The sequence below is a fragment of the Blastococcus sp. KM273128 genome, assembly GCF_021698975.1.
In the GTDB taxonomy this organism is placed as follows: domain Bacteria; phylum Actinomycetota; class Actinomycetes; order Mycobacteriales; family Geodermatophilaceae; genus Blastococcus.
Genome location: NZ_SSXA01000001.1, coordinates 125,943 through 150,146, shown reverse-complemented (window position 1 = coordinate 150,146; position 24,204 = coordinate 125,943). Strand labels below are relative to the sequence as shown.

The 24,204-nt window shown below is 74.8% G+C and carries 22 protein-coding genes; 9 read left to right on the top strand and 13 right to left on the bottom strand.

Annotation, left to right across the window (positions count from 1 at the left end):
- The first annotated feature begins 63 nt into the window (after positions 1–63).
- Complete coding sequence (locus tag E9529_RS00790; protein WP_236829225.1) at positions 64–1,470, top strand: NAD(P)/FAD-dependent oxidoreductase; 1,407 nt, start codon at positions 64–66, stop codon at positions 1,468–1,470.
- 22 nt (positions 1,471–1,492) lie between these two features.
- Here E9529_RS00790 and E9529_RS00785 read toward each other — a convergent pair whose 3' ends face one another.
- The 4 genes from E9529_RS00785 to E9529_RS00770 all read right to left on the bottom strand — a co-directional run bounded on the left by E9529_RS00785 (position 1,493) and on the right by E9529_RS00770 (position 6,663).
- The gene (locus E9529_RS00785) at positions 1,493–1,858 is read right to left on the bottom strand and encodes a hypothetical protein (protein ID WP_236829224.1); all 366 of its coding nucleotides are present in this window, start codon (positions 1,856–1,858) and stop codon (positions 1,493–1,495) included.
- Positions 1,859–1,934: 76 nt separating this feature from the next.
- The gene (locus E9529_RS00780; protein WP_236829223.1) at positions 1,935–2,915 is read right to left on the bottom strand and encodes a sigma-70 family RNA polymerase sigma factor; all 981 of its coding nucleotides are present in this window, start codon (positions 2,913–2,915) and stop codon (positions 1,935–1,937) included.
- A 134-nt stretch (positions 2,916–3,049) separates the two neighbouring features.
- Positions 3,050–4,837 (bottom strand): bifunctional UDP-sugar hydrolase/5'-nucleotidase, encoded by a 1,788-nt coding sequence (locus E9529_RS00775; RefSeq protein WP_236829222.1) that lies wholly within the window; start codon positions 4,835–4,837, stop codon positions 3,050–3,052.
- Between the two features lie 110 nt (positions 4,838–4,947).
- A complete protein-coding gene (locus E9529_RS00770; protein ID WP_236829221.1) occupies positions 4,948–6,663 on the bottom strand; it encodes a hypothetical protein in 1,716 nt (571 codons plus the stop codon).
- 238 nt (positions 6,664–6,901) lie between these two features.
- Between E9529_RS00770 and E9529_RS00765 the strand changes: the two genes are divergently transcribed.
- The 3 genes from E9529_RS00765 (at position 6,902) to E9529_RS00755 (ending at position 10,167) form a co-directional block, all read left to right on the top strand.
- Entirely contained in the window at positions 6,902–8,209 is a 1,308-nt protein-coding gene (locus tag E9529_RS00765) for a sensor domain-containing protein (protein WP_236829220.1), read from the top strand.
- Positions 8,200–8,844, top strand: coding sequence for a response regulator transcription factor (locus E9529_RS00760; RefSeq protein ID WP_236829219.1), 645 nt, complete (start codon positions 8,200–8,202; stop codon positions 8,842–8,844). The genes E9529_RS00765 and E9529_RS00760 overlap by 10 nt, the downstream gene beginning before the upstream one ends.
- Positions 8,845–8,925: 81 nt before the next feature.
- A complete protein-coding gene (locus E9529_RS00755) occupies positions 8,926–10,167 on the top strand; it encodes a GNAT family N-acetyltransferase (RefSeq protein WP_236829218.1) in 1,242 nt (413 codons plus the stop codon).
- 230 nt (positions 10,168–10,397) lie between these two features.
- On the opposite strand, the gene argG is transcribed toward E9529_RS00755, so the two are convergent.
- On the bottom strand, positions 10,398–11,849 hold the full coding sequence (gene argG / locus E9529_RS00750; RefSeq protein WP_236825199.1) for an argininosuccinate synthase: 1,452 nt from the start codon (positions 11,847–11,849) through the stop codon (positions 10,398–10,400).
- A 90-nt stretch (positions 11,850–11,939) separates the two neighbouring features.
- Entirely contained in the window at positions 11,940–12,431 is a 492-nt protein-coding gene (locus tag E9529_RS00745) for a ribose-5-phosphate isomerase (RefSeq protein WP_236829217.1), read from the bottom strand.
- Between the two features lie 27 nt (positions 12,432–12,458).
- Between E9529_RS00745 and E9529_RS00740 the strand changes: the two genes are divergently transcribed.
- Together E9529_RS00740 and E9529_RS00735 are read left to right on the top strand one after the other, a co-directional pair.
- Positions 12,459–12,614 (top strand): hypothetical protein, encoded by a 156-nt coding sequence (locus E9529_RS00740; protein ID WP_236829216.1) that lies wholly within the window; start codon positions 12,459–12,461, stop codon positions 12,612–12,614.
- Positions 12,611–13,381, top strand: a complete 771-nt coding sequence (locus tag E9529_RS00735) for an MBL fold metallo-hydrolase (RefSeq protein WP_236829215.1) — start codon at positions 12,611–12,613, stop codon at positions 13,379–13,381. Before E9529_RS00740 ends, E9529_RS00735 begins: the two co-directional genes overlap by 4 nt.
- Here E9529_RS00735 and E9529_RS00730 read toward each other — a convergent pair.
- Complete coding sequence (locus E9529_RS00730) at positions 13,368–14,129, bottom strand: SDR family oxidoreductase (RefSeq protein ID WP_236829214.1); 762 nt, start codon at positions 14,127–14,129, stop codon at positions 13,368–13,370. The two genes, E9529_RS00735 and E9529_RS00730, sit on opposite strands and share 14 nt — an antisense overlap.
- Before the next feature lie 181 nt (positions 14,130–14,310).
- On the opposite strand from E9529_RS00730, the gene E9529_RS00725 reads away from it, so the two are divergent.
- Entirely contained in the window at positions 14,311–14,517 is a 207-nt protein-coding gene (locus E9529_RS00725) for a hypothetical protein (protein ID WP_236829213.1), read from the top strand.
- Between the two features lie 9 nt (positions 14,518–14,526).
- On the opposite strand, the gene E9529_RS00720 is transcribed toward E9529_RS00725, so the two are convergent.
- Together E9529_RS00720 and E9529_RS00715 are read right to left on the bottom strand one after the other, a co-directional pair.
- On the bottom strand, positions 14,527–15,675 hold the full coding sequence (locus E9529_RS00720) for a hypothetical protein (RefSeq protein WP_236829212.1): 1,149 nt from the start codon (positions 15,673–15,675) through the stop codon (positions 14,527–14,529).
- Between the two features lie 256 nt (positions 15,676–15,931).
- Positions 15,932–16,594, bottom strand: a complete 663-nt coding sequence (locus tag E9529_RS00715) for a DsbA family protein (RefSeq protein ID WP_236829211.1) — start codon at positions 16,592–16,594, stop codon at positions 15,932–15,934.
- A 131-nt stretch (positions 16,595–16,725) separates the two neighbouring features.
- On the opposite strand from E9529_RS00715, the gene pepN reads away from it, so the two are divergent.
- Positions 16,726–19,275, top strand: a complete 2,550-nt coding sequence (pepN, locus tag E9529_RS00710; protein WP_236829210.1) for an aminopeptidase N — start codon at positions 16,726–16,728, stop codon at positions 19,273–19,275.
- A 261-nt stretch (positions 19,276–19,536) separates the two neighbouring features.
- Here the strand turns inward: pepN and E9529_RS00705 are convergent, their stop codons facing one another.
- Genes E9529_RS00705 through E9529_RS00695 form a run of 3 tightly spaced genes read right to left on the bottom strand, consistent with a single transcriptional unit; the run spans position 19,537 to position 21,919 of the window.
- On the bottom strand, positions 19,537–20,001 hold the full coding sequence (locus tag E9529_RS00705; RefSeq protein WP_236829209.1) for a DUF5130 family protein: 465 nt from the start codon (positions 19,999–20,001) through the stop codon (positions 19,537–19,539).
- A 52-nt stretch (positions 20,002–20,053) separates the two neighbouring features.
- A complete protein-coding gene (locus E9529_RS00700) occupies positions 20,054–20,455 on the bottom strand; it encodes a hypothetical protein (RefSeq protein ID WP_236829208.1) in 402 nt (133 codons plus the stop codon).
- A 30-nt stretch (positions 20,456–20,485) separates the two neighbouring features.
- On the bottom strand, positions 20,486–21,919 hold the full coding sequence (locus E9529_RS00695) for an amidase (protein ID WP_236829207.1): 1,434 nt from the start codon (positions 21,917–21,919) through the stop codon (positions 20,486–20,488).
- A 72-nt stretch (positions 21,920–21,991) separates the two neighbouring features.
- Here E9529_RS00695 and kynU point away from each other — a divergent pair, with 72 nt between their 5' ends.
- Positions 21,992–23,257 carry a kynureninase gene (kynU, locus tag E9529_RS00690; RefSeq protein WP_236829206.1) on the top strand — a complete coding sequence of 422 codons (1,266 nt, stop codon included), beginning with the start codon at positions 21,992–21,994 and terminating at the stop codon, positions 23,255–23,257.
- Here kynU and E9529_RS00685 read toward each other — a convergent pair.
- Entirely contained in the window at positions 23,250–24,194 is a 945-nt protein-coding gene (locus E9529_RS00685; protein WP_236829205.1) for a hypothetical protein, read from the bottom strand. The two genes, kynU and E9529_RS00685, sit on opposite strands and share 8 nt — an antisense overlap.
- Between the last annotated feature and the right edge of the window lie 10 nt (positions 24,195–24,204).

Genomic DNA, 24,204 nt, shown 5'->3' with positions numbered 1-24,204 from the left:
GCCGGCCAGCCCCCCGGTTCCTAGCGTGAGCTGACGTCGCAGTCGCTGCCGTTGGAGGAGACCGTGCCCCGTCTCGGAGAACACGCCGTCGTGCTCGGTGCCGGCATCGCCGGGCTCGTGCACGCCGTACCGCTGGCCCGCCGTTTCCAGCGCGTCACGCTGGTCGACCGGGACCTGCTGCCCGACCGCCGGGAGGACCGGCGAGGCGTGCCCCAGGGGCAGCACATCCACCTGCTGGTACCGGGCGGGCTGGCCCGGCTGGAGGACCTGCTCCCGGGGATCGTCGACGACCTGGCGGCCGCCGGTGCCCACGTCATCCGGTCACCCGAGTGGCGGTTCCACATGGGCGGCGGCCGGCTCGACCTGACCGGCACGGACTTCCGCATCACAGGGGCGACCCGGGCGCTGATCGAGGGGGTCGTCCGCGACCGGATCCGTGCCCTCGACGGCGTCGAGGTGCTCGACGGGTGGGCCGCCCGCGAGCTGACGACGGACGCGGCCCGCAGCCGCATCACGGGTGTGCGGCTCCGGTCCGAGGTACCGCCGCACGAGGAGCGGACCCTCGATGCCGACCTGGTGGTCGACGCCACGGGGCGCGGATCACCGTCACCCCGCTGGCTCGCCGGACTGGGGTACCCGCCCCCTGCCGAGGAGCGCCTCAAGGTGGACGTGCACTACACGACGCGCCTGTTCCGCCGCGATCCGGCGGTGCTCGGCGGCGGGCGCAACGTGCTGGTCGACGTGCCTCCCGGCGAACGCAGGGGCGCCGCCGCACTGGCCGTCGAGGACGGGCGCTGGATCGTCACCCTCATCGGCATGCTCGGCGAGCGACCGCCGGCCGACCTGGCCGGGTTCTCCGACTACGCCACCAGCCTCTGGAACGGGGACCTCGCCGAGATCGTCGTCGGCGGGGAGCCGATCGGGGACGCCGCCCGGGCCGCCTTCCCCTCGTTCTCGCGGCACCGGTACGACCAGGTGCAGCGCCTGCCCGAACGGTTCCTGGTCGCCGGTGACGCGGTCTGCTCCTTCGACCCCCGCTTCGGGCAGGGCATGACCGTGGCGATCGTCGAGGCGGTGGAACTGGGGCGGGCGCTGGACGCGGGTGGGGTGGACGGCGTCGGCGCCCGGACGCTCGCGGCGGCGCGGTGGGCCGTGCAGGACGCGTGGGACCTGGCCACGGGCTCCGACCTCGCCCACCCGGACGTGGAGGGTCCCCGGCCGGCGGCGTGGCGGCTCACCACCGCCTACCTGGAGCGCCTGCTGCCGGTGGCGCACCGGGACCCGGTCGTGGCCGCCGCCTTCATCCGCGTCGTCGGGATGCTCGCCCGCCCGTCGGAGCTGATGCACCCGCGGGTGCTCACCCGGGTCCTGCTCGGCTCCCGTCGGCGGGCCGGCAGCGGCGGGACCGGCGTTCCCGCGGGAACGCGCGCACGACCCCGTGGCGACCGGCCCCCCGTCCGGCCGGGGTGAGCGCGCCGCCGCACGGCGGAACCTACCGCGGCCGGCGCGCGGCCTTCCGCACCGCCCAGCCGCCGGCGGCGTCGGCCGCCCGGCGCCACAGCGGCGTGCGCTCCCGCTCCAGCCGCGCCAGCCGGGTCTCCAGCTCGGCCACCCGGGTGGCGTCCGGGGCGAGCACCCGCGGGCGGGCGGCGAGGGCGCCGAGCCCGTCGGTCAGCCCGGCGACCAGCTGCGCGACGTCCTCGGGCGCCAGCCGCGCCGTGCCGACGCACGTCTCCCCGCGCCAGAGGCTGAGGTTGAGCAGCCCCGCCTCGACGTGCGTCGAGACCCGGACCGCCCGGCCCTCGCCGCGCGCGTCCCACGCCCACCGCCCGTGCACGGGCATCACCAGTGCCGTCATCCGCACAGGCTGGCGTGGTGCGCCGGCCCGGTCAAGCGGGTGCGAACCGCGCCCACCCCGCCCCGGAGCGCTGGGATCACAGCTCCGTCGGCAGCCCCAGGGCGGCGAACAGCTCGCAGTCGAGGTTCAGGAAGCTGGAGATGTGGGCGATCCGGCCGTCCTCGATCTCCAGCACGTGCAGCCCCCACGGCACGTGACCACCCCCCTCGGCGGGCCGGTACTGGGCGAACGCCGGCGTCCCGTTGGCGGACGTCTCGATCACCCGCGATCCCCGGCACCCGGCGCCGGGGCCGAGCATCCAGGTGCCGATGTCCTCCCGCCCGCGCAGCCACATCTCGAATGGCGGCATGTGCTGGGTCGCGTCCTCGTGCAGCAGCTGCACGAAGGCGTCGATGTCGTAGCGCTCGAAGGCGTCGAGGTAGCGGGCCAGCAGGGCGCGGGCGTCGTCGTCGAGGGTGCGCGGCGCGGGGCGGCCGCCGGCGTCGGCGAGCGTGGCCCGGGCCCGCTGCAGGGCGCTGTTGACGGAGGCGACGGTGGTGTCGAGCAGCTCGGCGACCTCGTCGGCCTTCCAGCGCAGCACCTCGCGCAGGATCAGCACCGCCCGCTGCTTGGGCGGCAGGTGCTGCAGGGCGGCGACGAACGCCAGCCGCACCGACTCCTTGGCCACCGCCTGGTCGGCCGGGTCGCCGTCCTCGGGCAGGACCTGGCGGTCGAGCACCGGCTCGATCCACGCCGTCGCCGGCCGGCGCCCGCTCAGCGACGCCGGGACCGGCGGGTACGGGGAGCCGGCGAGGTCCATCGGCAGCGCGCGGCGCTGCCGGCCGGCGAGCTGGTCCAGGCAGACGTTCGTCGCGATGCGGTAGAGCCACGACCGCAGCGCCGACCTGCCCTCGAAGTCCGACAGGCCGCGCCAGGCACGCACCAGGGTCTCCTGCACCGCGTCCTCGGCGTCGAAGATCGAGCCCAGCATGCGGTAGCAGTAGCCGGTGAGCTCGCGGCGGTGCTCGAGCAGCCGCGGGTCGAGCTGTTCCGCGGGACCGATGACGGCACTGGTCACAGGAGTCCACCCCTCGAGATCGATGTGGCGGTCAGCACACCACAGGCCACCGACAGAACGGGAGCCCCCGGGGCGTCGCGGCTCCGGGGGCTCCAGCTCGTTCCCACCCGGCCGGGTGGGTCGGTGTCAGCGCGTCACGGGAGCAGCGGCTGGTCGCCGCGCACCAGCTGCCAGTTCTCCACGAAGAACTCCGCCGGGTCGATCACGCCGTCCGCCTGGGCCCGCTCGATGAGCAGCTGGCGGATCTCCAGCTGCTCGTTGTAGACCACCGGCGCGGTGCTGATGTGCGGGAAACCGCCACCACCGCTGCGCCGGTAGTTGTTCACGGCCACGACGAACCGGTCGTCGTCGGCGACCGGCTGCCCCTCGTAGGAGAGCCCGACGATGCGCGAGCCCACCGGCTGGGACACGTCGATCCCGTACTCGACACCGGAGAGGATGTCGAAGTTGTAGTCCGGTGTCCCGGTCGGCGCCTCGGTGGTCGGGGCGTTGGTGATCGCCTCGACGTCGACGTCCCCGGTGGCCGGGACCTGCTGGAAGTACCGGGCGGAGAACTCCAGGTACTCCTCCAGCTGGGCGCCGGTGAGCTCCACGGCCTCGAGGGTGTTGTCGTAGATGTAGAGCCCGGCGATGTCGCGGATCGTCACGTCCCCGGCCGGGAACACCGCCTCCCGGCTGAACGGCGCCGCGATCGAGAGCACCGGCAGGTCGGCCCGGTCGGTGCCCTCCAGGGCGGCGGCGACGGTGTCGGTCTGCACGTCCTGGATGAAGTCCAGGATCGCGGTGTCCTCGTACCGGCTGGTGACCGCCGAGAGCTCCTGCGCCGACTGCGCCACCACCTGGTTGACGTACTCGACGGTGGTCGCGTGCGCCTCGGCCGTGGCGTCGAGCACCTCCCGCGACTCCGCGACGCCGGCGGTGCTCAGCGCCCTGGCGCTGGTGCCGACGACGTCCCACCTCCCGCGGACCTGCTGCAGGTCGATGTCGACCTGCGAGACGGTGGCGCCCCAGCGGTAGGGCTGGGTGAGCAGCACCTCCTCACCGGTGACCTCGTTGGTGACGACGTGAGAGGGCGCGTTCCGGTGGGTGTGGCCGACGACCATCGCGTCGATGCCGGGCACCGTGCGGGCGATGACGTCCGTCGGGTTCTCCGTGGGCACCTCGGGGCCGTAGGAGGAGGTCCCGCCGACCCCCGCGTGCGAGAGGACGACGACGACGTCGGCCTTCCGGTCGACGACCGGGACCCACTTCTCCGCGGCCTCGACCATGTCCTGGAAGGTGACCCGGCCCTCGACGTTGCCCTTGTCCCAGATCGCCGAGCCCGGCGTGGTCAGGCCCAGGATGCCCACCTTGACCGGCCGGTGGCCGGGCACGCGCATCGTCTCGATCGTGTACGGCTTCAGGTAGGGGCGCGGGGTGCCCTCGCGCAGCACGTTGGCGCCGAGCACCGGGTGGTCGACGTCCTTCTCGTAGGCCCGCAGCAGGTCGAGCCCGTAGTTGAACTCGTGGTTGCCGACGACCTGCGCGTCGTAGCCGATGGCGTCGTACGCCGCCGCCATCGGGTGCTCGACGCGGGTCTCGGTGACCGGCTCCTGCTTGGCGTAGTAGTAGGTCAGCGGCGTCCCCTGCAGGAAGTCGCCGTTGTCGACCACGAGGACGCTCTCCTCGCCCCGCTCCGCGCGGACGGAGTCGACGACCGTGGCCACCTTCGCCAGGCCGGTCTCGTAGCCGGCCCGCTCCGAGTAGGGGCGGTCGGCGAAGTAGTCCCAGTTCTGCACGCGGCCGTGCAGGTCGGTCGTGGCCAGCATGGTCAGCGTCAGGTCGTCCGACGCCTGCTGCGGCGCGGCCGCAGCCGGGCTCAGGGGCGCCATGGTGAGCGCCGCTGCCGCGGCCGCCACGGACAGCGTGGTCCGCCGTCTCATCCGGTTCGTTCCTCTCGGTCGATCGGTCCCCGTGACGGTGCGCAGGGGATCCGCGAGCGAGAGTAGGTGGGTCGGGGTGACGGCGCGGACGACGATGTGTGACGGGAGAGCTACTGGTAGGTGACCAGCTCCGGCAGGGGGTCGACCTGCTCGATGGTCTGCCCCGGCGTCAGCATCGGGATGTCCTCGTCGTAGAAGTTCTTCCAGCCCCAGAACAGCCCTTCCGGTGCGTTCCGGTGCAGCACCTGCCAGGTGGACTGCTTGGCGCCCTGACCACCCTGGCCGTCGGCGTGGACCATGATCGCCAGCTCGTCGCGGGAGGTGTCCAGCCGGTCCAGGCCCGGGAGCATGTCGACCCGGAACTGGTGCAGCACCAGCAGCTTCTGCGGCAGCTCGTTCACCCGTGTCAGGTCGGCCAGCCAGGTGACCACCCGGTTGACCTCCTCGATCTCCACCGAGCCGATCTGGACGAGGTGCACCTCGTTCGGGCCCAGCCGCCACTCGGGGTCCAGCGCCAGCCCCACGTAGGGCAGCTCCAGCAGCGGCCGGTACAGCTCCGCCTGGGTGACGAAGTCGGTGCGGCCCGGCTGCAGGTCGAGGATGACGTACAGCCCGGCCTCCCCGGCCGCCTCGACCCAGGGCCGCAGCATCTCCACGTCGCCCTCGGCGGAGTAGTTGCCGTCCGGCCCGGCGGAGGCGGACGCGACGGTCGCGATGATCTCGAAGGTCGGGACGACGGTCGTGTCGACCAGCGGCTCGTAGGCGGCGGCGTGCTCGCGGGCCCGCTGGATGGCGGCCTCGACCGGCTGCTCCCCCAGCACGCCGAGCGCGGCGGTCTCCGGGTGGCCGTAGAGCGCCACCATCATCCGGCCCGGGAAGAGGACCTGCCCGCCGCCGGGCAGCTGGGTCCCGGTGGCGGCGGTCGCCAGCTTCCAGTCCAGCCCCTCCTCTGCACCGAACCCGGCGCCGAGGGCCACCACGTGCTCGGCGTCCTCCTCCGCGAGGGTGCTGACCAGCTCCTCGGAGGCCCGCGGGTCGGTGGTGCCGCCGGTGACCAGCACCCGGGCGCCGGCCGCGCGCGCGGTGGCCGCGGCGGCCAGCGCGTCGGGCGTCCCGGTGGTGAGCACCAGCGTGCCCTCGAGCGGCTCGGCGTCCTCGATCTCGGGCAGCGAGCCCTCGGCGTCCGCCTCCCCGGCCTCTGTCGAGGACTCCGCGGCGTCGCCGCCCTCCGGCCGCAGCGCGACCGGCTCCGCCGGGTCCAGCGCCGCCACGGCGGCGACCTCGCCACCCTCGGCGACCGGCTCCGCCTCGGCGAGCTCCTCGTCCAGCAGGGCCGCCACGGCGGCCGGGTCGGCGGGCACCCCGATGACCTCGGCGTCGGTCTCCGCCGGGGTCGCCGAGGCGGACGACGACGCGGACGACGACGCGCCGGCGGGTGCCGGAGCCGCGTCGCCCACGGCGAGCACCGTGGTGGTGCCCAGCCGCTCCAGTTCCGCCAGGACCGGATCGTCGACCCCCGACCCGTCGGCCCCGACCAGCAGCGGGACGCCGAGCGCGACAGCGGCGGAGGCGCCGAGGAGCATGCCCTCGGCATCGCCCTCCGCCGCGAGCACGACCACGCCCGCCTCCTCGAAGAAGGTGCGGCTGGCGCTCGCGGCCATGGCGACGGGGTCCTCGTCCGCGACCAGGGTCAACCGCTCCCCGGGCGCCGCGGTGACGACCTGCGCCGCCTGCTCCTCGGGATCCTGGTCCTCGTCCGGGGAGCTGGTGCAGGCCCCGGTGAAGAGCACGGCGGTCAGGGCGATCGGCAGCGCACGAGAGCGCACGGGCAGTCTCCGTCCACCGGGCACGCCCGTCCTGCAGGGGGCACGACGACGTCGGCGCGGCCAGCGGCTGCCCACGATAGCCGGGGCGGACGCGCCAGCGGAGTACTGGACAGCGACCGCTGCCGGGCGGAACGATCCCGGGCGAGATGATCACCGCCGCACGGTCGGGCCGTCCCGACCACGAACCGGCCAGCCAGCGGGATGGGTCCGGGCACCCGTCCGCAGCAGGCTCGGGTCCATGACCGCAGACACCCTCGTGCTCCCGACCGCGAGCGGACCGCTCCCCTCCCGCCGGCCGGACCGGCTGCGCCAGCTGGGGGTGGACACCGGCTACGCGCTCGCCGGGTTCCCCGCCGGCGTGGCCGCCTTCGTCGTCGTCGTCACCGGGCTGGCGGCCGGCGCCGGCCTGCTGGTCGTCTGGGTGGGGGTGGCGGTGCTGGCCGCCACCCTGCTGGCCGCCCGCGGCTTCGCCACCGCCGAGCGGGCGTGGCTGCCCGCGGTGCTCGGTGAGGCCGTGCCCCGGCCCGTGTACCGCCGGGCCGAGGGGCGCCCGGTCCGCCGCCTGGTGACGCCGCTGCGCGACCCGCAGAGCTGGCTGGACGCGCTGCACGCCGTGCTGCGGCTGCCGTTCGTGATCCTGTCGTTCACGGTGACCGTCACGTTCTGGGCGGTCGCCCTCGGCGGTCTCACCTACTGGGCGTGGGACTGGGCGCTGCCCGACGCCTCCGTCGACCCGCAGAACACCGACCTGCTCGAGCTGCTGGGCTTCGAGAGCACCGCGTTCCGGAGGATCGCGCTCTACGCGCTGATCGGCCTGGTCTTCGCCCTGCTCCTGCCCTTCGCCGTCCGCGCGGTGGCGCTGCTGCAGGCGGGCTTCGGCCGGGTGCTGCTCACCTCCCGGGCGGCGACGCAGGCCGAGATCGGCCGGCTCGCCGGCGGCCGGGACGCGGCGGTCGCCGCGGAGGCGGTGGCGCTGCGCCGGCTGGAGCGCGACATCCACGACGGTCCGCAGCAGCGGCTGGTGCGGCTGGGCATGGACCTCGCCCGCGCCCAGCGGCAGCTCGACCGCGACCCGGGCGCCGCGCGGGAGACCCTCGGCGAGGCCGCCGGGCTGGCCCGGGAGACGCTGGAGGAGCTGCGGGCGCTGTCCCGCGGCATCGCCCCGCCGGTGCTGGCCGACCGCGGTCTCGCCGCTGCGCTGGCCGCCCTCGCCGCCCGCTCCCCCGTGCCGGTCGACCTCGCCGTCGACCTGCCCACCGAGCGGCTGGCGCCGGTCACCGAGAACACCGCCTACTTCGTGGTCAGCGAGGCCCTGGCCAACGTGGCCAAGCACAGCGGCGCGACGGCGTGCCGGGTGGAGGTCACCTGCACCGGCACGCGCCTGCTCGTCGTCGTCGAGGACGACGGCAGCGGCGGTGCGGTCACGGCCCCCGGCCACGGCCTCGCCGGGCTGGCCGACCGGCTGCAGGCCGTCGACGGCGTGCTGGTCGTCGACAGCCCCCGTGGCGGGCCGACCCGGCTGACCGGGGACCTGCCGTGCGCGTAGTGCTCGCCGAGGACTCGGTGCTGCTGCGCGAGGGGCTGGTCCGGCTGCTGGAGGAGGCCGACACGGAGGTCGTGGCCGCGGTGGCCGACGGGCCCGCCCTGGTGCGGGCGGTCACCGAGCACCGGCCCGACGTCGCCGTCGTCGACGTCCGCATGCCCCCGACGCACACCGACGAGGGCCTGCGGGCCGCCGTCGAGGCGCGGGCCGCCGCACCGGGCACCGCCGTCCTGGTGCTCTCCCAGTACGTGGAGGTCGCCTACGCCGACGAGCTGCTGGCCGACGGCGCCGGGGGCGTGGGTTACCTGCTCAAGGACCGGGTGGCCGACGTCGACACGTTCCTCACCGCGCTGGAGGACGTCCGGGGCGGGGGCACCGTCCTGGACCCGCAGGTGGTGGCCCAGCTGTTCGCGCGCCGCCGGGCCGACGACCCGGTGCGCCGGCTCACCCCGCGGGAGCGCGAGGTGCTCGGGCTGATCGCGGAAGGGCGGTCGAACACCGCGATCGCCCGGGCGCTGGTGGTCACGCCCGGGGCGGTGGAGAAGCACACCCAGCACATCTTCGCCAAGCTCGGGCTCGGTCAGGACGAGGACCAGCACCGCCGGGTGCTGGCGACGCTCGCCTACCTGCGCAGCTGACGCGGGGCAGGTCGCCGAACTCGTCGGCCGGCGCCCGAACTCGTTGGCGGAGCGTCGGACCCGACCGGTAGACACGTCGGCGTGATCGATGTCGACGCCCGCCTGCGCCCGGTGACCCTCGACGAGTGGCCGGCCTTCGCCCACGCCATGCACGACGTGTTCGCGGAGGAGGCGCCGGCGTCCTTCGCGGAGCGGCCCTCGTCGGTGGCGGAGCTGGACCGGTCGCTGTCGATGTGGGAGGGCGACCGCGTCGTCGCCACCGCCGGCATCTACAGCCGCACCCTCGCCGTCCCGGGTGCGGTGGTGCCCTGCGCCGGCGTCACGTGGGTGACCGTGGCCCCGACCCACCGCCGGCGCGGGGTGCTCACCGCGATCATGCGCCGCCAGCTGACCGAGCTGCACGAGCAGCAGCGGGAGCCCGTGGCGGGGCTGTGGGCCGCCGAGTACCCGATCTACGGCCGCTTCGGCTACGCGCCGGCGACCCGGGAGGCCCGCTTCACCGGCCGCACCGAGCGACTCCGGCTGCGGCCCGACGTCGACCTCGGCACCGGCCGGGTCGAGCAGGTGACCGCCGAGGAGTACCGCCCGGCCGCCGTGGCCGTGCACCGGGCGGTGCACCGGTGGGTGCCCGGCAACATGGTCCGCGACGACCGCTGGTGGGACCGGCAGCTGCGCGACGACCCCTCCGGCCGCGAGGGCGCCTCGGCCCAGCGGTACCTGCTGCACCGGGAGGCCGACGGCACGGTCTCCGGGTACGCCGCCTACCGGGTGAAGGGCGCGTGGACCGACACCGGCGAGCCCGACGGAACCGTGATCGTCCAGGAGGTGCGGGCGACCGGCACCCCCGCCTACGCCGCGCTGTGGCAGGTGCTGCTGTCGGTCGACCTGGTGCGCACGCTGAAGTACCCCGCCGCCTCGACGGAGGACCCGCTGCGCTGGCTGGTCACCGACGCCCGCGCCCTGCACAGCACGCCGGTCGACGGGCTGTGGGTGCGGCTGGTCGACGTCGACCGCGCCCTGGCAGCCCGCCGCTACCCGGCCCCGATCGACCTGGTGCTGGAGGTGCGCGACCCGTTCTGCCCGTGGAACGAGGGGCGCTGGCGGCTCTCCGGGCACCCGGCCGGCGGCTACTGCGCGCGCACCGACCGCGACCCCGACATCGTGCTGGGCATCGAGGAGCTGTCCGCGGCCTACCTGGGCGGCGTCCCGCTGGCCGCGCTGCAGGCCGCCGGGCGGGTGACCGAGGTGAGCCCGGGGGCGGTCACCCTGGCGTCGACGGCGTTCAGCTGGCCGGTCACCCCCTGGTGTCCCGACAGCTTCTGAGGACGGCGCACGGGCGTGGCGAGGTGCTGGAACGGCCTCCCTGCAGGGACCCGCGCCGAGCCCGGTGACGTGCTGGAACGGCCTCCCTGCAGGGACCCGCGCCGAGCCCGGTGACGTGCTGGAACGGCCTCCCTGCAGGGACCCGCGCCGAGCTTGCGAGGTGCGGGGGGCAGGCCCCCTGCAGGGGCCCGCCGCGAGCCTGCGAGTGGTGGGGGGCAGGGGGTGTTTTCTCAGTCCGTGCCGGCCTCCATCGCCGCCCGGTCCAGCAGCTCCTCGTCGGCCGGGACCTGGCCGCGGGAGGCGATCGCCTCGGCGCCGCCCTCCTCGGTGACGTCGATCAGCCCGGTGGCCGCGGCCTGTGCCGCCCCGATGGCCGCGTGCGACGGGGCGCCGCCGACCATCCCGAGCCGCGCGTACTGCTCGAGCTTGGCCCGGGAGTCGGCGATGTCGAGGTTGCGCATGGTCAGCTGGCCGATGCGGTCGACCGGGCCGAACGCCGAGTCCTGCGTGCGCTCCATCGACAGCTTGTCCGGGTGGTAGCTGAACGCGGGGCCGGCGGTGTCGAGCACCGAGTAGTCCTCGCCGCGCCGCAGCCGCAGGGTGACCTCGCCGGTGACGGCCATGCCGACCCAGCGCTGCAGCGACTCCCGCAGCATCAGCGCCTGGGGGTCCAGCCAGCGGCCCTCGTACATGAGCCGGCCCAGCCGCCGCCCCTCGGAGTGGTAGGTGGCCAGGGTGTCCTCGTTGTGGATGGCGTTGACCAGCCGCTCGTAGGCGATGTGCAGCAGCGCCATGCCCGGTGCCTCGTAGATGCCGCGGCTCTTGGCCTCGATGATGCGGTTCTCGATCTGGTCGGACATGCCCAGGCCGTGCCGCCCGCCGATCGCGTTCGCCGCCAGCACCAGGTCGACGGCGGAGCCGAACTCCTCGCCGTTGATCGTCACCGGCCGGCCCTGGGCGAAGCCGATGGTCACGTCCTCGGGAGCGATCTCGACCGCCGGGTCCCAGAACCGCACGCCCATGATCGGCTCGACGGTCTCGATGCCGGTGTCGAGGTGCTCGAGGGTCTTCGCCTCGTGCGTCGCACCCCAGATGTTGGCGTCGGTGGAGTAGGCCTTCTCGGCGCTGTCCCGGTAGGGCAGGCCGTGCGCGACCAGCCACTCCGACATCTCCGTGCGGCCGCCGAGCTCGGTGACGAAGTCGGCGTCCAGCCACGGCTTGTAGACCCGCAGCCCCGGGTTGGCCAGCAGCCCGTACCGGTAGAAGCGCTCGATGTCGTTGCCCTTGAAGGTGGAGCCGTCGCCCCAGATCTGGACGTCGTCCTCGAGCATCGCCCGCACCAGCAGCGTGCCGGTGACCGCGCGACCGAGCGGCGTGGTGTTGAAGTAGCTGCGACCGCCGGAGCGGATGTGGAACGCCCCGCAGGTCAGCGCCGCCAGCCCCTCCTCGACCAGGGCGGCCTTGCCGTCGACCAGCCGGGCGATCTCCGCGCCGTAGGCGGTGGCCCGGCCCGGGACCGAGGCGATGTCCGGCTCGTCGTACTGACCGATGTCGGCCGTGTACGTGCAGGGCACCGCACCCTTGTCGCGCATCCACGCGACCGCTACGGAGGTGTCGAGACCACCGGAGAAGGCGATGCCGACGCGTTCGCCGACGGGCAGGGAGGTGAGCACCTTGGACACGAGAACGATTATGCATGCCCGTGCATGATCATGCGTGGGCGGGTGCGTGCCTCTCGCGCCCTACGGCGGAGGACGACCTCACGCGGCGGCTCAGGGGTGCTGCGTGCGGGTGGGCAGCCCGCCCGCGGGGCGGTGCCGGTCGCGCTCGTAGTCGCTGATCAGGCCGATCCGCCGGACGTGCCGCTCGTCGCCGCTGAACGGCGTCCCGAGGAACTCCAGCACGAGGGCCGTGGCCTCCTCGTCGCTGTGCTGGCGGGCGCCGACGGCGACCACGTTGGCGTCGTTGTGCTGGCGCGCCAGCTGCGCGGTCGCGGTGTTCCAGACCAGCGCGGCGCGGACGCCGGGCACCTTGTTCGCGGCCATCTGCTCGCCGTTGCCCGAGCCGCCGATGACCACGCCGAGGGTGCCCGGCTCGGCGACCGTCCGCTCCCCCACCTCGAAGCAGAACGGCGGGTAGTCGTCCTGGGCGTCGTACTCGAAGGCCCCGCAGTCGACCGGCTCGTGACCGGCCTCGGCCAGCGCCTGCTTGAGGTGCTCCTTGAACTCGAGGCCCGCGTGGTCGGTGCCGATGAAGACGCGCATGCCGGGGAGTCTGACAGGCTGCCCGGCGTGGCGGTGCTGGGGTTGGATGGCCGGCGCGGGGCCTGGGCCGGGGCCCCGCTCGACGACGGCTCGGTGACCCTCCTGTCCCTGCCCGACGCGGCGACGGCGCTCGCCGTTGCCGGGGTGGCCGCCCGCGGCCGGCCGATGCGGATCAGCTGGTGAGCACCGGCTGGCAGGAGGTGGCCGACGGCGTCCTGGTGCGCCGGCACCGCTCGCTGGACCTCAACTGCGGCCTCGTGCTCGGCGAGGGCGCCTGCCTCGTCGTCGACACCCGGTCGCACCTCGGCGAGGCGGCGGACCTGGTGGCGGCGGTCCGCGCCGTCACGCCGCACCCGTGGACCGTCGTGAACACCCACGCCCACTACGACCACTGCTTCGGCAACGCGGCCTTCCGCCCGGCGCCGGTCTGGGGGTCGCGCGGCTGCCCGGCGGCCCTGCGCACCGACGGCGAGGCGCAGCGGGCCGCCGTCGTCGCCACGCTGGCCGGCGAGGACGCCGCGCTCCTGCGGGCCACCCCGATCGACCCGCCGGACCACCTCGTCGACGACGTCGCCGTGCTGGACGTCGGCGGCCGCGAGGTGGTGCTGCGGCACCTCGGGCGCGGCCACACCGACCACGACCTCGTCGTCGAGGTGGAGACCGCCGGCGACGCGACCGTGCTCTTCGCCGGGGACCTGGTCGAGCAGGGGGCGCCGCCGGACTTCGGGGACGCCTGGCCGGCGGACTGGCCGGCCACGCTCGGCCGGCTGCACGCGCTGGCCCGCGGCCCGGTGGTGCCCGGCCACGGCACGGTGGTCGACGCGGACTTCGTCGGCGCCCAGCGGGAGGAGCTGCTCGCCGTCCTGGCCGCGCTGCGCGAGGGCGGGCCGGGGCCCTACCCGGCCGCGACGATGGCCGTCGCCGCCGGGCGGCCGCTCACGAGCCGGTGAGGCGGCGGACGACCGAGAGCGGCAGCACGCGCAGCAGCGCCGCCACCGGCCGCCACGGCCACTCCGGCACGTAACCGCGCACCGGCTCGCGCTCGACGACGTCGACCAGCGCGTTGACGCCCTTGTCCAGGCCGACGGTGAGCGGGCCGCGGCGGCCGACGTTGATGTCGGTCTCGATGAAGCCGGGCAGGATCGCGGAGACGGTGATGCCCGAGCCGTACACGTCCGAGCGGATGCCCTCCGCCAGCGCGTTCAGCGCCGCCTTGCTCGCCCCGTAGGCGGTGCGGCTGCCGGGCATGCCCCGCACCGAGGCGACCGAGGAGATCAGCACCAGGTGCCCCATGCCCTGGCGACGGAACAGCTCCATCGCCGCCTCGCACTGGGCGTGCGACCCGAGCACGTTGGTGTGCAGGACGGCGCGGTTGCCGGCCGCCCCGCCGGCCCCCACGGACCTCCCCGCGCCGATGCCCGCGTTGACGACCACGCGGTCGAAGCCGCCGAGCCGGTCCGCGAGGTCGGTGAAGGCGGCGGCCACCGACGCCGGGTCGTCGACGTCCATCGCGGCGACCTCGACCCGGATGCCGGGGTGCGCCGCCCGCAGCTCGGCCTGCAGCGCCTCGAGCCGGTCGACCCGGCGGGCGCAGAGGGCGAGGTCGCGGCCCATCGCGGCGAACCGGCGGGCCATGCCCTCGCCGAGGCCGGAGCTGGCGCCGGAGATGAAGATGCGCTGGCGGGTGGGGTGCGGCATCCCGACAGGATGCCGCACCCACCTCTCGGCGTTTTGTACACATAGCGCCATGCCCCCTCTTTGATGTCGGTGTGATAACTCGGGACCGCGCCCGCCCTACGGCCCGTCTCACGGTCAGCCATTCGAGTGGTGGCCGCCGGTCCGGTTGCTGACCAGCGGCGACGCGGACGAGCATGCCCTCATGCAGCGTCCGCAGAGCCCTGCGGCCTGGGTAGTCCTGGCCGCGTTCCCAGTAGTACTGGCGGCTTGCGTGCTGCTGGTGATCTCTGCGGTCTCCGACGGCAATCCCGTCCTGGGGCTGTTCCTGCTGGCGGTCGGCTCGCTCATGTCGGCCGCTGCGCTCTTCCGGTTGCAGACCCGGAACGAAGCACGCCGGCCTCGTCGCTGACCGCGCCAGTCAGCGCCGCAGCGACGCGACGGCACGGCGGGCGCGGTCGGTGCGCGGCCCCGCGCCGGTGTCCTTGCCGGCGCGCTGAGGCGGCAGGACGCCGCCATTCGCGTCGAGGTGCTGGCGCACCAGGCTGTGGTAGCGGGATTGCAGATCGACACCGTTGAGGTGCAGCCGGATCAGGCCGAGAGCGAGGTTGGTGCGGCGCTTGTTGCGAAGCACGAAGCTGCGCGAGTCGAGGAAGTCCCGCACCGTGCCCAGCGCGGTGTCCAGCGCTGCGGTGGAGTGGTGGGCCGGTAGCAGGTGCCGGAGGGCGACCTGGACGCCCACGTCCCCGATGCCAGCGAGCCACGTCTGCGTGCTGGCGAACCCGGCGGCCTTCTCGTGCAGCTCGTCCCAGCCCTCGGTGCGCAGGAACGCGGTGTCCAGGCGGCGGCGCAGCCAGTGCGCCCAGCCGCCGATGCCGTCGCCCTCCATCGCCTCCACGCCGTTGACGTGCAGGTGGTGCTCGCAGCGGGCGACGAACGGCACTGGCAGGGACGGGCCGGGTTGCGCCGGCCAGACGGCGCGCACGGCGTTGCCGATGGCGGCGTTGCCGTCGGTGATGACCAGCTTCGGCGGGTCGCTGACATCGAGCGTGCGCAGGAACGCCTCCCAGTTCGCCTGCGTGGCCTGGTGGCTGGCGGACAGCGCCCACACCCGGCCGCGTCGTGCGCCGGCCGGGTAGCCGTAGGCCCCGAGGACATGGAAGGCGAGCGTCTGCCGGTGTGTCCGACGGTTCTCCACCATGAACCAGGTGTTGTCCAGCACCAGCGTCTCCGGCCAGGCCCGCTCGGCGTGGGCGTCGAGCACCACGGGGGCGAGCAGATCCAGCCACTCGGCCACCAGCGCGCCGCCCTGCTCCCCGCCCAGCTGCGGACGGCCCACCGCGACCCGGGCGCGGTCAGCGGCGCGGGCGTAGGAGGCACCGGTGCCGACCGCGACGAAGGCGGCCGCCACCTCCCGCACCGGGAAGGCATAGGTCCGGGAGCTGACCGGCCCGGTGTGCGCGTGCAGGGGGCTGTCGCAGACATCGCAGGACCCACCGGCAGACATGAGTCGGGGCAGCCGAGGCGTGAACCGGTGGAACCGGCGCACCTCGCCGGTCTTTTCGTTCACCACCGGCCCGATACAGCGAAACCGCTGCCGAGGGGGTGACCCGTAGGGCCCGTCCTTCACCACCGGCCGGTCCTCGTGCCCGTCCCGGGTGCACTTCGGCAGGTCCTTCGCAGGACCCCCTGGCAGCCTCGTCAACCGCGTCCCTTCCGACGACCTACATGGTCAGTCGGCAAGGGTGCTGGTGACCTTGAGTTATCACACTCACATCAAAGAGGGGGGCGCCATGGCGCTTTGTGCACAAAACGCCCCGGGGGCGTCAGGGGCGGGTGAGCTCCAGGGCGTCGGCGGGGACCGAGCTCATGTCCGGGTCCGAGGTCCGGGTGCGCTTGAGCTCCCAGAAGTCGGGCAGGTTGGCCAGCAGCACGGCGCCGTCGAAGGCCTTGCCGGCGTCCTCACCGGTGGGCACCCTGCTGATGACCGGGCCGAAGAACGCGACGCCGTCGATGTGCATGACCGGCGTGCCGACGTCCTCGCCGACGGGGTCCATGCCCTCGTGGTGGCTCTTCTCCAGCGCGACGTCGTACTCCGTCGAACCGGCGGCCTCGGCGAGCGACGCCGGGAGCCCGACGCGCTCCAGGGCCGGGGCGATGAGGTCCTCGAGCTCCACGCCCTCGTGGTGCCGCAGCGTGCCCATCGCGGTGTAGAGGTCGCCGAGGACCTCGTCGCCGTGCTGCTGCGCGGCCGCGATCGCGACCCGCACCGGGCCCCACGCCTTGGCCATCATCTCCTGGTACTCCTCGGGCAGGTCCCGGCCGCGGTTGAGCACCGCGAGCGACATGACGTGCCAGTGCAGGTCGATGTCGCGCACCTTGGCGGCCTCGAGCACCCAGCGGCTGGTGAGCCAGGCCCACGGGCACAGCGGGTCGAACCAGAAGTCGACACGGGCCTTCACCGGCGCGCTCTGCACTGCCTCGGTCATCGTTGCTCCTCGCTCCGGTGGCCCGGGTCGCCGTGTGCCCGGGCCGTCTGCGGTCAGCCAAGTCCCCGGGCCGGGGGGTTGTTCCCGTGGACGGCGGGCGGGCCGTCGGCACCGCCTGACAAACTGCCGGGGTGGCCGTACCCAACCTGACCCGCACCGACGCCGCCGCCCGCGCCGAGCTCCTGGCCGTCCGCAGCTACGACATCTCCCTGGACGTCACCGACGGCGCCGGGCACCCCGGCGAGCGCACCTTCCGGTCGACGACGACCGTCGAGTTCACCTGCCGCCGCCCCGGCGAGGGCACCTTCATCGACCTCGTCGCCGAGACGGTGCACTCCGCCACGCTGAACGGCACCGAGCTCGACGTCAGCTCCTACACGGAGGAGGGCGGGCTGCCGCTGCCCGACCTCGCCGAGACGAACACGCTGGTGGTGACGGCGGACTGCCGCTACTCCAACACCGGCGAGGGGCTGCACCGCTTCCTCGACCCCGAGGACGGGCAGGTCTACCTCTACACGCAGTTCGAGCCGGCCGACGCCAAGCGGATGTTCACCTGCTTCGACCAGCCCGACCTCAAGGCCACCTTCACGGTGCACGTGACGGCGCCCTTCGACTGGCAGGTCGTCTCCAACACCGGCGACCGCACCATCGAGGCCGGCGAGGGCGGCTCGCAGCTGGTGCACTTCGCGCCCACCAAGCGCATCTCGACCTACCTGGTGGCGCTGATCGCCGGGCCGTACGCGAAGGTCACCGACCTGCACGAGGGGATCCCGCTCGGGCTGTACTGCCGCGCCTCGCTGGCCCAGCACCTGGACCCCGACGAACTGTTCCGGGTGACCAAGCAGGGCTTCGACTTCTACCACCGGGTCTTCGACTACCCGTACCCGTTCGACAAGTACGACCAGCTGTTCGTGCCCGAGTTCAACGCCGGCGCCATGGAGAACGCCGGCGCGGTCACCTTCCTGGAGGACTACGTCTTCCGGTCCAAGGTGAGCCGGGCCCGCTACGAGCGCCGCGCCGAGACGATCCTGCACGAGCTCGGGCACATGTGGTTCGGCGACCTGGTGACCATGCGCTGGTGGGACGACCTCTGGCTCAACGAGTCCTTCGCCACCTACATCAGCACGCTGTGCCAGGCCGAGGCGACCGAGTACACGACGGCGTGGACCACCTTCGCCAACACCGAGAAGGCCTGGGCCTACGCGCAGGACCAGCTGCCCTCGACCCACCCGATCGCCGCCGACATCCCCGACGTCGCCGCGGTGGAGGTCAACTTCGACGGCATCACCTACGCCAAGGGCGCCTCGGTGCTCAAGCAGCTGGTGGCCTACGTCGGGCGGGACGAGTTCCTCGCCGGTGTCCAGCGCTACTTCCGCCGGCACGAGTACGGCAACACCACGCTGGCCGACCTGCTGGGCCCGCTGTCGGAGAGCTCCGGCCGCGACCTCTCGGAGTGGGCCGACCAGTGGCTGCGCACCAGCCAGGTCAACACGCTGCGGCCGGTGTTCGAGCTCAGCGACGACGGCCGCTACCGCTCCTTCGCCATCGAGCAGACGGCGGTGGCCGAGCACCCGGTGCTGCGCAACCACCGGCTGGCCGTGGGCCTCTACAGCGAGGGCCCCGACGGGCTGACCCGCAGCCACCGGGTGGAGATCGACGTCGCCGGGGCGCGCACCGAGGTGGCCGAGCTGGTCGGCCACCCGGCCGCGGACCTGGTGCTGGTCAACGACGACGACCTCACCTACGCCAAGATCCGGCTCGACGAGAAGTCGCTGGCCACGCTGCGCTCGCGCATCGGCGACATCCCCGACCCGCTGCCCCGCGCGCTCTGCTGGTCGGCGGCCTGGGACATGACCCGCGACGCCGAGCTGCCGGCCCGCGAGTGGGTGCAGCTGGTGCTCAGCGGGATCGGCGCCGAGACCGAGAGCAGCGTCATCCAGTCGCTGCTGGCCCGGGTGCAGAGCGCGCTCTCCTCCTTCGCCGACCCGGCGTGGGCACCGACCGGCTGGGCGCTGCTGGCCGACCATGCGCTGGCCGCGCTCGAGGCCGCCCCGGCCGGGAGCGACCAGCAGCTGCTGTGGTCGCGCACCCTGGCCAGCGCGGCCCGCACCGAGGAGCACGCGGCGGCGCTCCGCGGCCTGCTCGACGGCTCACGCACCCACGAGGGGCTCGAGGTCGACGCCGACGCGCGGTGGGCCTTCCTGCACGGGCTGGTCGCGATCGGCGCGGCCGGGGACGCCGAGATCGACGCGGAGGCCGAGCGCGACGCCACCGCGACCGGCATCCGCCGGGCGGCCACGGCGCGGGCGCTGCGGCCGACCGCGGAGTCGAAGGAGGAGACCTGGCAGCAGGCCTTCTCCGACGAGTCGATCCCGAACGCCGTGCACGAGGCGGTCCTGCAGGGGTTCTGGCACCCCGCCCAGCGGGAGCTCACCGCCGGGTACGTGGAGCGCTACTTCGCCGACATCCGCCCGGTCTGGGACCGCCGGCCCGGCGAGATCGCCAAGAACGCGGTGCAGTACCTGTTCCCGCCGGTCGTGGAGCCGCGCACGATCGCGGCCGCCGACGCCTGGCTCGCCGACGCCGAGCAGCCGCCCGCGCTGCGCCGGCTGGTGTTCGAGGGCCGGGACGGCATCGCCCGCGCGCTCCGCGCCCGGGAGCGGGACGCCGCGGCGGAGTAACGCCCGGCCGCAGCACGGCAGAGGCGCCGCACCCCGAGCGGGGTGCGGCGCCTCTCGCACGTCACCGTGCCGCCGGTGAGCCGCGCGGACGGGCTCGACTGACTGCCCTCGTCGCCGTCCTCCCTCACCGTGGAGCGTCCTCCCCCACCGTGCGCGCTGAGGGAGGACGCTCCAGGATCAGGTCCCCTGATCCCGGCCGAGGGCCTGGGGGAACACGACGGCGCCGCACCCCACGAGGGAGTGCGGCGCCGTCGGCGTCGCTCAGTGGGGGCGCAGCCCCGCGGGGTGGCCCGCCTGGTCGGAGAGCTGGCGCAGGCCGTTGACGATGCCGCCGACCAGGTCGCCGTTGGCGAAGGCGCTGGTCATGGAGAGCACCGCGAGGGCGCAGGCGCGGTCGGGCAGCCGGCGCGCGGCCCCGGCGCCGGTGACCACCTCGACCACCCGCTGGCCGGGCGACACGGCGATCAGCACGGCGTCGGTGGGGTGGTCCCCGGAACGCGCGTGCAGCTGCTCGGCGGTGGCGCGCGTCGGCGTCGCCAGCTCGCCCACGTACAGCGTGAAGCGCAGCCCGGTCTCGCGGGAGGACATGGTCAGCGCCTCGTCGAGGCGGGCCAGCTCCCGGAAGCTGAAGACCTCGTCGAGCTTGCCCTCCGCGGTGCGCGGGTGGAGCGTGTCGCCGACGTCGGTGCCGGTGCGGGGGGAGTTGAGCTCAGGCGCGCGGGTCATCGCCGGCCTCCGGGGTGGTCGTCGGAACGGGGGAAGCGGTCACCGGGGCCCGTCACCAGGTCCCACGAGCGCCGCCCAGCGGGCCTGCGGCCTGCGGGGAGCGGGCGGCCGTCGCGCCGCCGTGGTGCGAGTCCTGCGTGCCGAGCGCCACCTGGGGCCCGGCCCCGGCGTTCGCGTCCAGCGCCCGCTCCCCCGGCTGCTCCGGGTACATCGACGACCCGAGGGCCGCGGTGCCGCTGCCCGGGACGGCCGCCGGGCCGTGGCTGGGAGCCGGGCCGTGGCCACCGACGGTCGCCGGGTGCGGCTCGTACCAGACCGGGGCGTGGTTCCACGGCTGGCCGGGCTTGTACCGGGGACGCCGGTCGGCACCGGGCCGCAGCGTCAGCAGCGCCAGCACGAGGACGAAGGCCAGCGGGATGCCGGCGTAGACGAGGAGGGTCTCGGCGACGGTCACGCCCGACAACTTACCGGGACACCGCCGTCCTCATCGGCTGTCGGTCCAGACGGCGGGGCGCCGGTGCGCCCAGGGCCGCGCCGCCTCCAACTGCGCCGAGAGGGAGACCAGGGTCGCCTCGTCGGCGGGGCGGCCCACCAGCATGGTCCCGACCGGAAGACCGGCGGCGGTCCAGTGCAGCGGGACGCTCACCGCGGGCTGGCCGGTGACGTTGAACAGCGCCGTGAAGGCGGCGTAGCTCTTCTGCCGCTCGAAGTCCGCCGCGCCCTCGCCGTCCTCGGCGAACCAGCCGAGCGGCCGAGGCGTCATGGTGAGCACCGGGGCGAGCAGGACGTCGTAGCCGGCGGTGGCGCGCAGGAACTGCCGGGAGAAGACACGCAGGGCGAACATGGCCTGCATCGCGTCCCGCGCCGACAGCGCCAGGCCCCGCTGCTGCATCCAGCGGGTCAGCGGCTTGAGCAGCTCCTCGCTCCCGGGCGGCACCGGCAGCGTGGTCGCCCCCAGGGCCCAGACCGTCTCGAAGGAGGGCAGCACCGCGGGGTCGAGCAGCCCGGTCGGCACGTCCTCGACCACGTGACCCAGGCTCTCGAGCAGCCGCCCGGCGTCCTCGAACGCCGCGGCCACCTCGGGCTCCAGCTCCACGCCCGGCATCGCCGACTCGGTGTACCGCCCGATGCGGAGCCGTCCGGGCTCCCGGTCGGCCCAGCCGAGGAACGTCTCCCCCGGCGGCAGCGGCGGCGCCCAGAACGGGTCGCCGATCTCCGCGCCGGCCATCGCGTCGAGCATCGCCGCGGCGTCCCGCACGGTCCGGGCCAGCGGGCCGCTGGTGCCGAGGCCGGTGACCTCGCTGCCGTAGGGCGCGTTGCTGATCCGGCCACGGGTCGGCTTGATGCCGAACAGGCCGTTGACGCTGGCCGGGATGCGGATCGAGCCCCCGCCGTCGCTGCCCTGCGCGAACGGCACGAACCCGGCGGCGACGGCGACGGCCGCTCCCCCGCTGGAGCCACCGGCGAGCAGCGAGGTGTCCCACGGGCAGCGGGCCGGGCCGGCGAGGTCGTTGTCGGTGTAGCAGGGGAAGCCGAACTCGGGCGTGTTCGTCTTGCCCACGCTGATCGTCCCCGCGTCGGCGAGCCGGGTGACGACGGCGTCGTCGACGGCGGGCACGAAGTCGGCGAACGCGGCGGAGCCGAACGTCGTCCGCACGCCGGCGGTGTTGTTCAGGTCCTTGATCGCGGTGGGGACGCCGAGCAGCGGCGGCAGCTCACCGCCCTCGCGGACCCGCGCCTCGGCCCGGGCGGCCTGGGCCAGCGCCCGCTCCGGCGTGACGGTGAGGAACGCCCCGAGGCCGGCGTCGTGCGCGTCGATGCGCGCCAGCGCGTGCTCCACCAGCTCGGTGGCGCTCACCTCCTTCGCGCGGACGGCGGCGGCCTGCTCGAGGGCGGTCAGGTCGTGCAGCGCGGTCACGGCAGCGACGCTAGCCCCTGGACCGACGGTGCGGTGCCGGCCGGCCGGGTGGCCGTTGGGCAGAGTGGGGCCGTGGAACCGACCCGGGCGCACGCCGAGCAGCTCGACGCCGCCGATCCGCTGGCGCCCTTCCGCAGCCGCTTCGCCGGCACCGACGAGGAGGGCCCCGACCGGCTGCTCTACCTCGACGGCAACTCCCTGGGCCGGATGCCGCTGGCGACGCCGGCGGCGGTGACCCGCGTGGTGGAGCAGGGGTGGGCGCGCGGCCTGGTCGGCTCGTGGTCGCGGTGGATCGGTGCGGCGACGCGGCTCGGCGACCAGCTCGGGGCCGGCGTCCTCGGGGCCGCCCCGGGCCAGGTGCTGGTCGGCGACTCGACCACGGTGAACCTCTACCGGCTGCTGGTCGCCGGTGCGGCGGCGCGGCCGGGCCGCGACGTGCTGGTGTGCACCGCCGACGACTTCCCCACCGACCGCTACGTGGTCGCGGGCGTCGCGCGGGACCGGGGCATGGTGGTCCGCGAGATCGAGGCCGACGTCGACGAGGGGCTCGACCCGGCGGTGCTCGCGGCCGCCCTCGACGAGCGGGTCGCCGTCGTCGTCCTGTCGCTGGTCGCCTACCGCTCCGGGGCGCTGGCCGACCTCGCGGCGGTGACCCGGGCGGTGCACGACGCCGGCGCCCTGGTGCTCTGGGACCTCTCGCACGCCGTCGGCGCCGTCCCGGCCGACCTGGACGCCGCGGGCGCGGACCTGGCCGTCGGCTGCACGTACAAGTACCTCAACGGCGGCCCCGGGTCGCCGGCCTTCCTCTACGTGCGCCGCGACCTCCAGGCGGAGCTGCGCTCACCGATCCAGGGCTGGTTCGGGCAGCGCGACCAGTTCGAGATGGGGCCGGAGTACGTGCCGGCCGACGGCGTCGAGCGCTTCGGCGCGGGGACGCCGCCGGTGCTGGGCATGGCCGCGGTCGAGGTGGGGGCGGCGCTGGTCGCGGAGGCCGGCGTCGACCGCCTGGCCGCCAAGGCCCGGGCGATGACCGACCTGGTGGTGGCGCTCGGCGACGCCTGGCTGGCCCCGCACGGGGTGGCGCTGGCGTCGCCGCGGGACGCCACCCGGCGGGGCGCGCACGTCACCTTCGCCCACCCGCGGGCCTGGCAGCTCACCCAGGCGCTGGTCGACCGCGGTGTGGTGCCCGACTTCCGCACCCCCGACCGGGTGCGCCTGGGGCCGGCGCCGCTGTACACGCGGTTCGTCGACGTGTGGGACGCGATGGCCCGGTTCCGCGACGTCCTCGAGGACCGCTCGTACGAGGCCTACCCGACCGAGCGCGCCCGCGTCACCTGACCGGGTCCGGGACGCCGATCGGGTTGCCGGCCGGCCAGTCCCCCGCCGCGACCACCGCGGCGCGCACCGGGGCCAGCAGCGCGGCCAGCCGCTCGCAGCCGTCGTCCCCCAGCGCCCGCCACGGGCCGGCCGCCAGCCGGTCGGTGTCGGCCTCGACGCCGGCGACCACCGCCCGGCCCTCCGCGGTGAGCGCTGCACCGGCCAGCCAGCCGCGGTCGGCCAGGGCCGCGGCCGCGGCCTCCCAGGCCGCGTCGTCCCAGCCGCGCGCCTTCTGCAGCCACGCCCGGTCCGAGCGCCCTGCCGCGGCGGCCAGCACGTGCGCCTGCACGCCGTCGATCCCCCGCTGCACGAGAGCGGCGGTGTGCCCGTCACCGCGGTGCTCGCGCAGCGTGGTGAGCGCCTGCCAGAGCGCCAGGTGCGGCTCGGCGGGCGGTTCGATCGCCGAGTTCGCGGCGGCGAGCGGGCGGCCCGGCAGGTCGACGGCGGCCGCCGCGGTGGCGGCGAGGTGCATCGCCTCGACCGCCTCGTCGGAGCCGGTCCAGCGCTCGCCCAGCACCCGTTGCACGGCGGCGTCCACGCCGGCCAGGCGGGCCGCGAGCGCCGCGGCAGGGTTCACCTCGGCCCACACCGCCGGCACGCGGCGGGCCACGAACGCCGGGGCGAAGTTCACGAAGACCGCCGTCACCACCTCCGGGCCGACGGCGCCCAGCGGGGCGGCGCGGCCGGCGAAGTAGCTGGACCAGAAGCCCGTCAGCCCCGCACCGGCGAAGGCGGCGCGGGCCTCGTCGGCGAAGTAGGTGAGCGCGTGGAACGGCTCGGCGAGCGCCCAGAGCCGCCGAGCCGAGGCGGCCCCCGTGCAGGGGCCCGCCGCGAGCCTGCGAGTGGCCTGAGGCCCCATGCGGAGGCTCACCGCGAGCTGGCGAGTGGTGAGGGGCATGGGGTCCTTC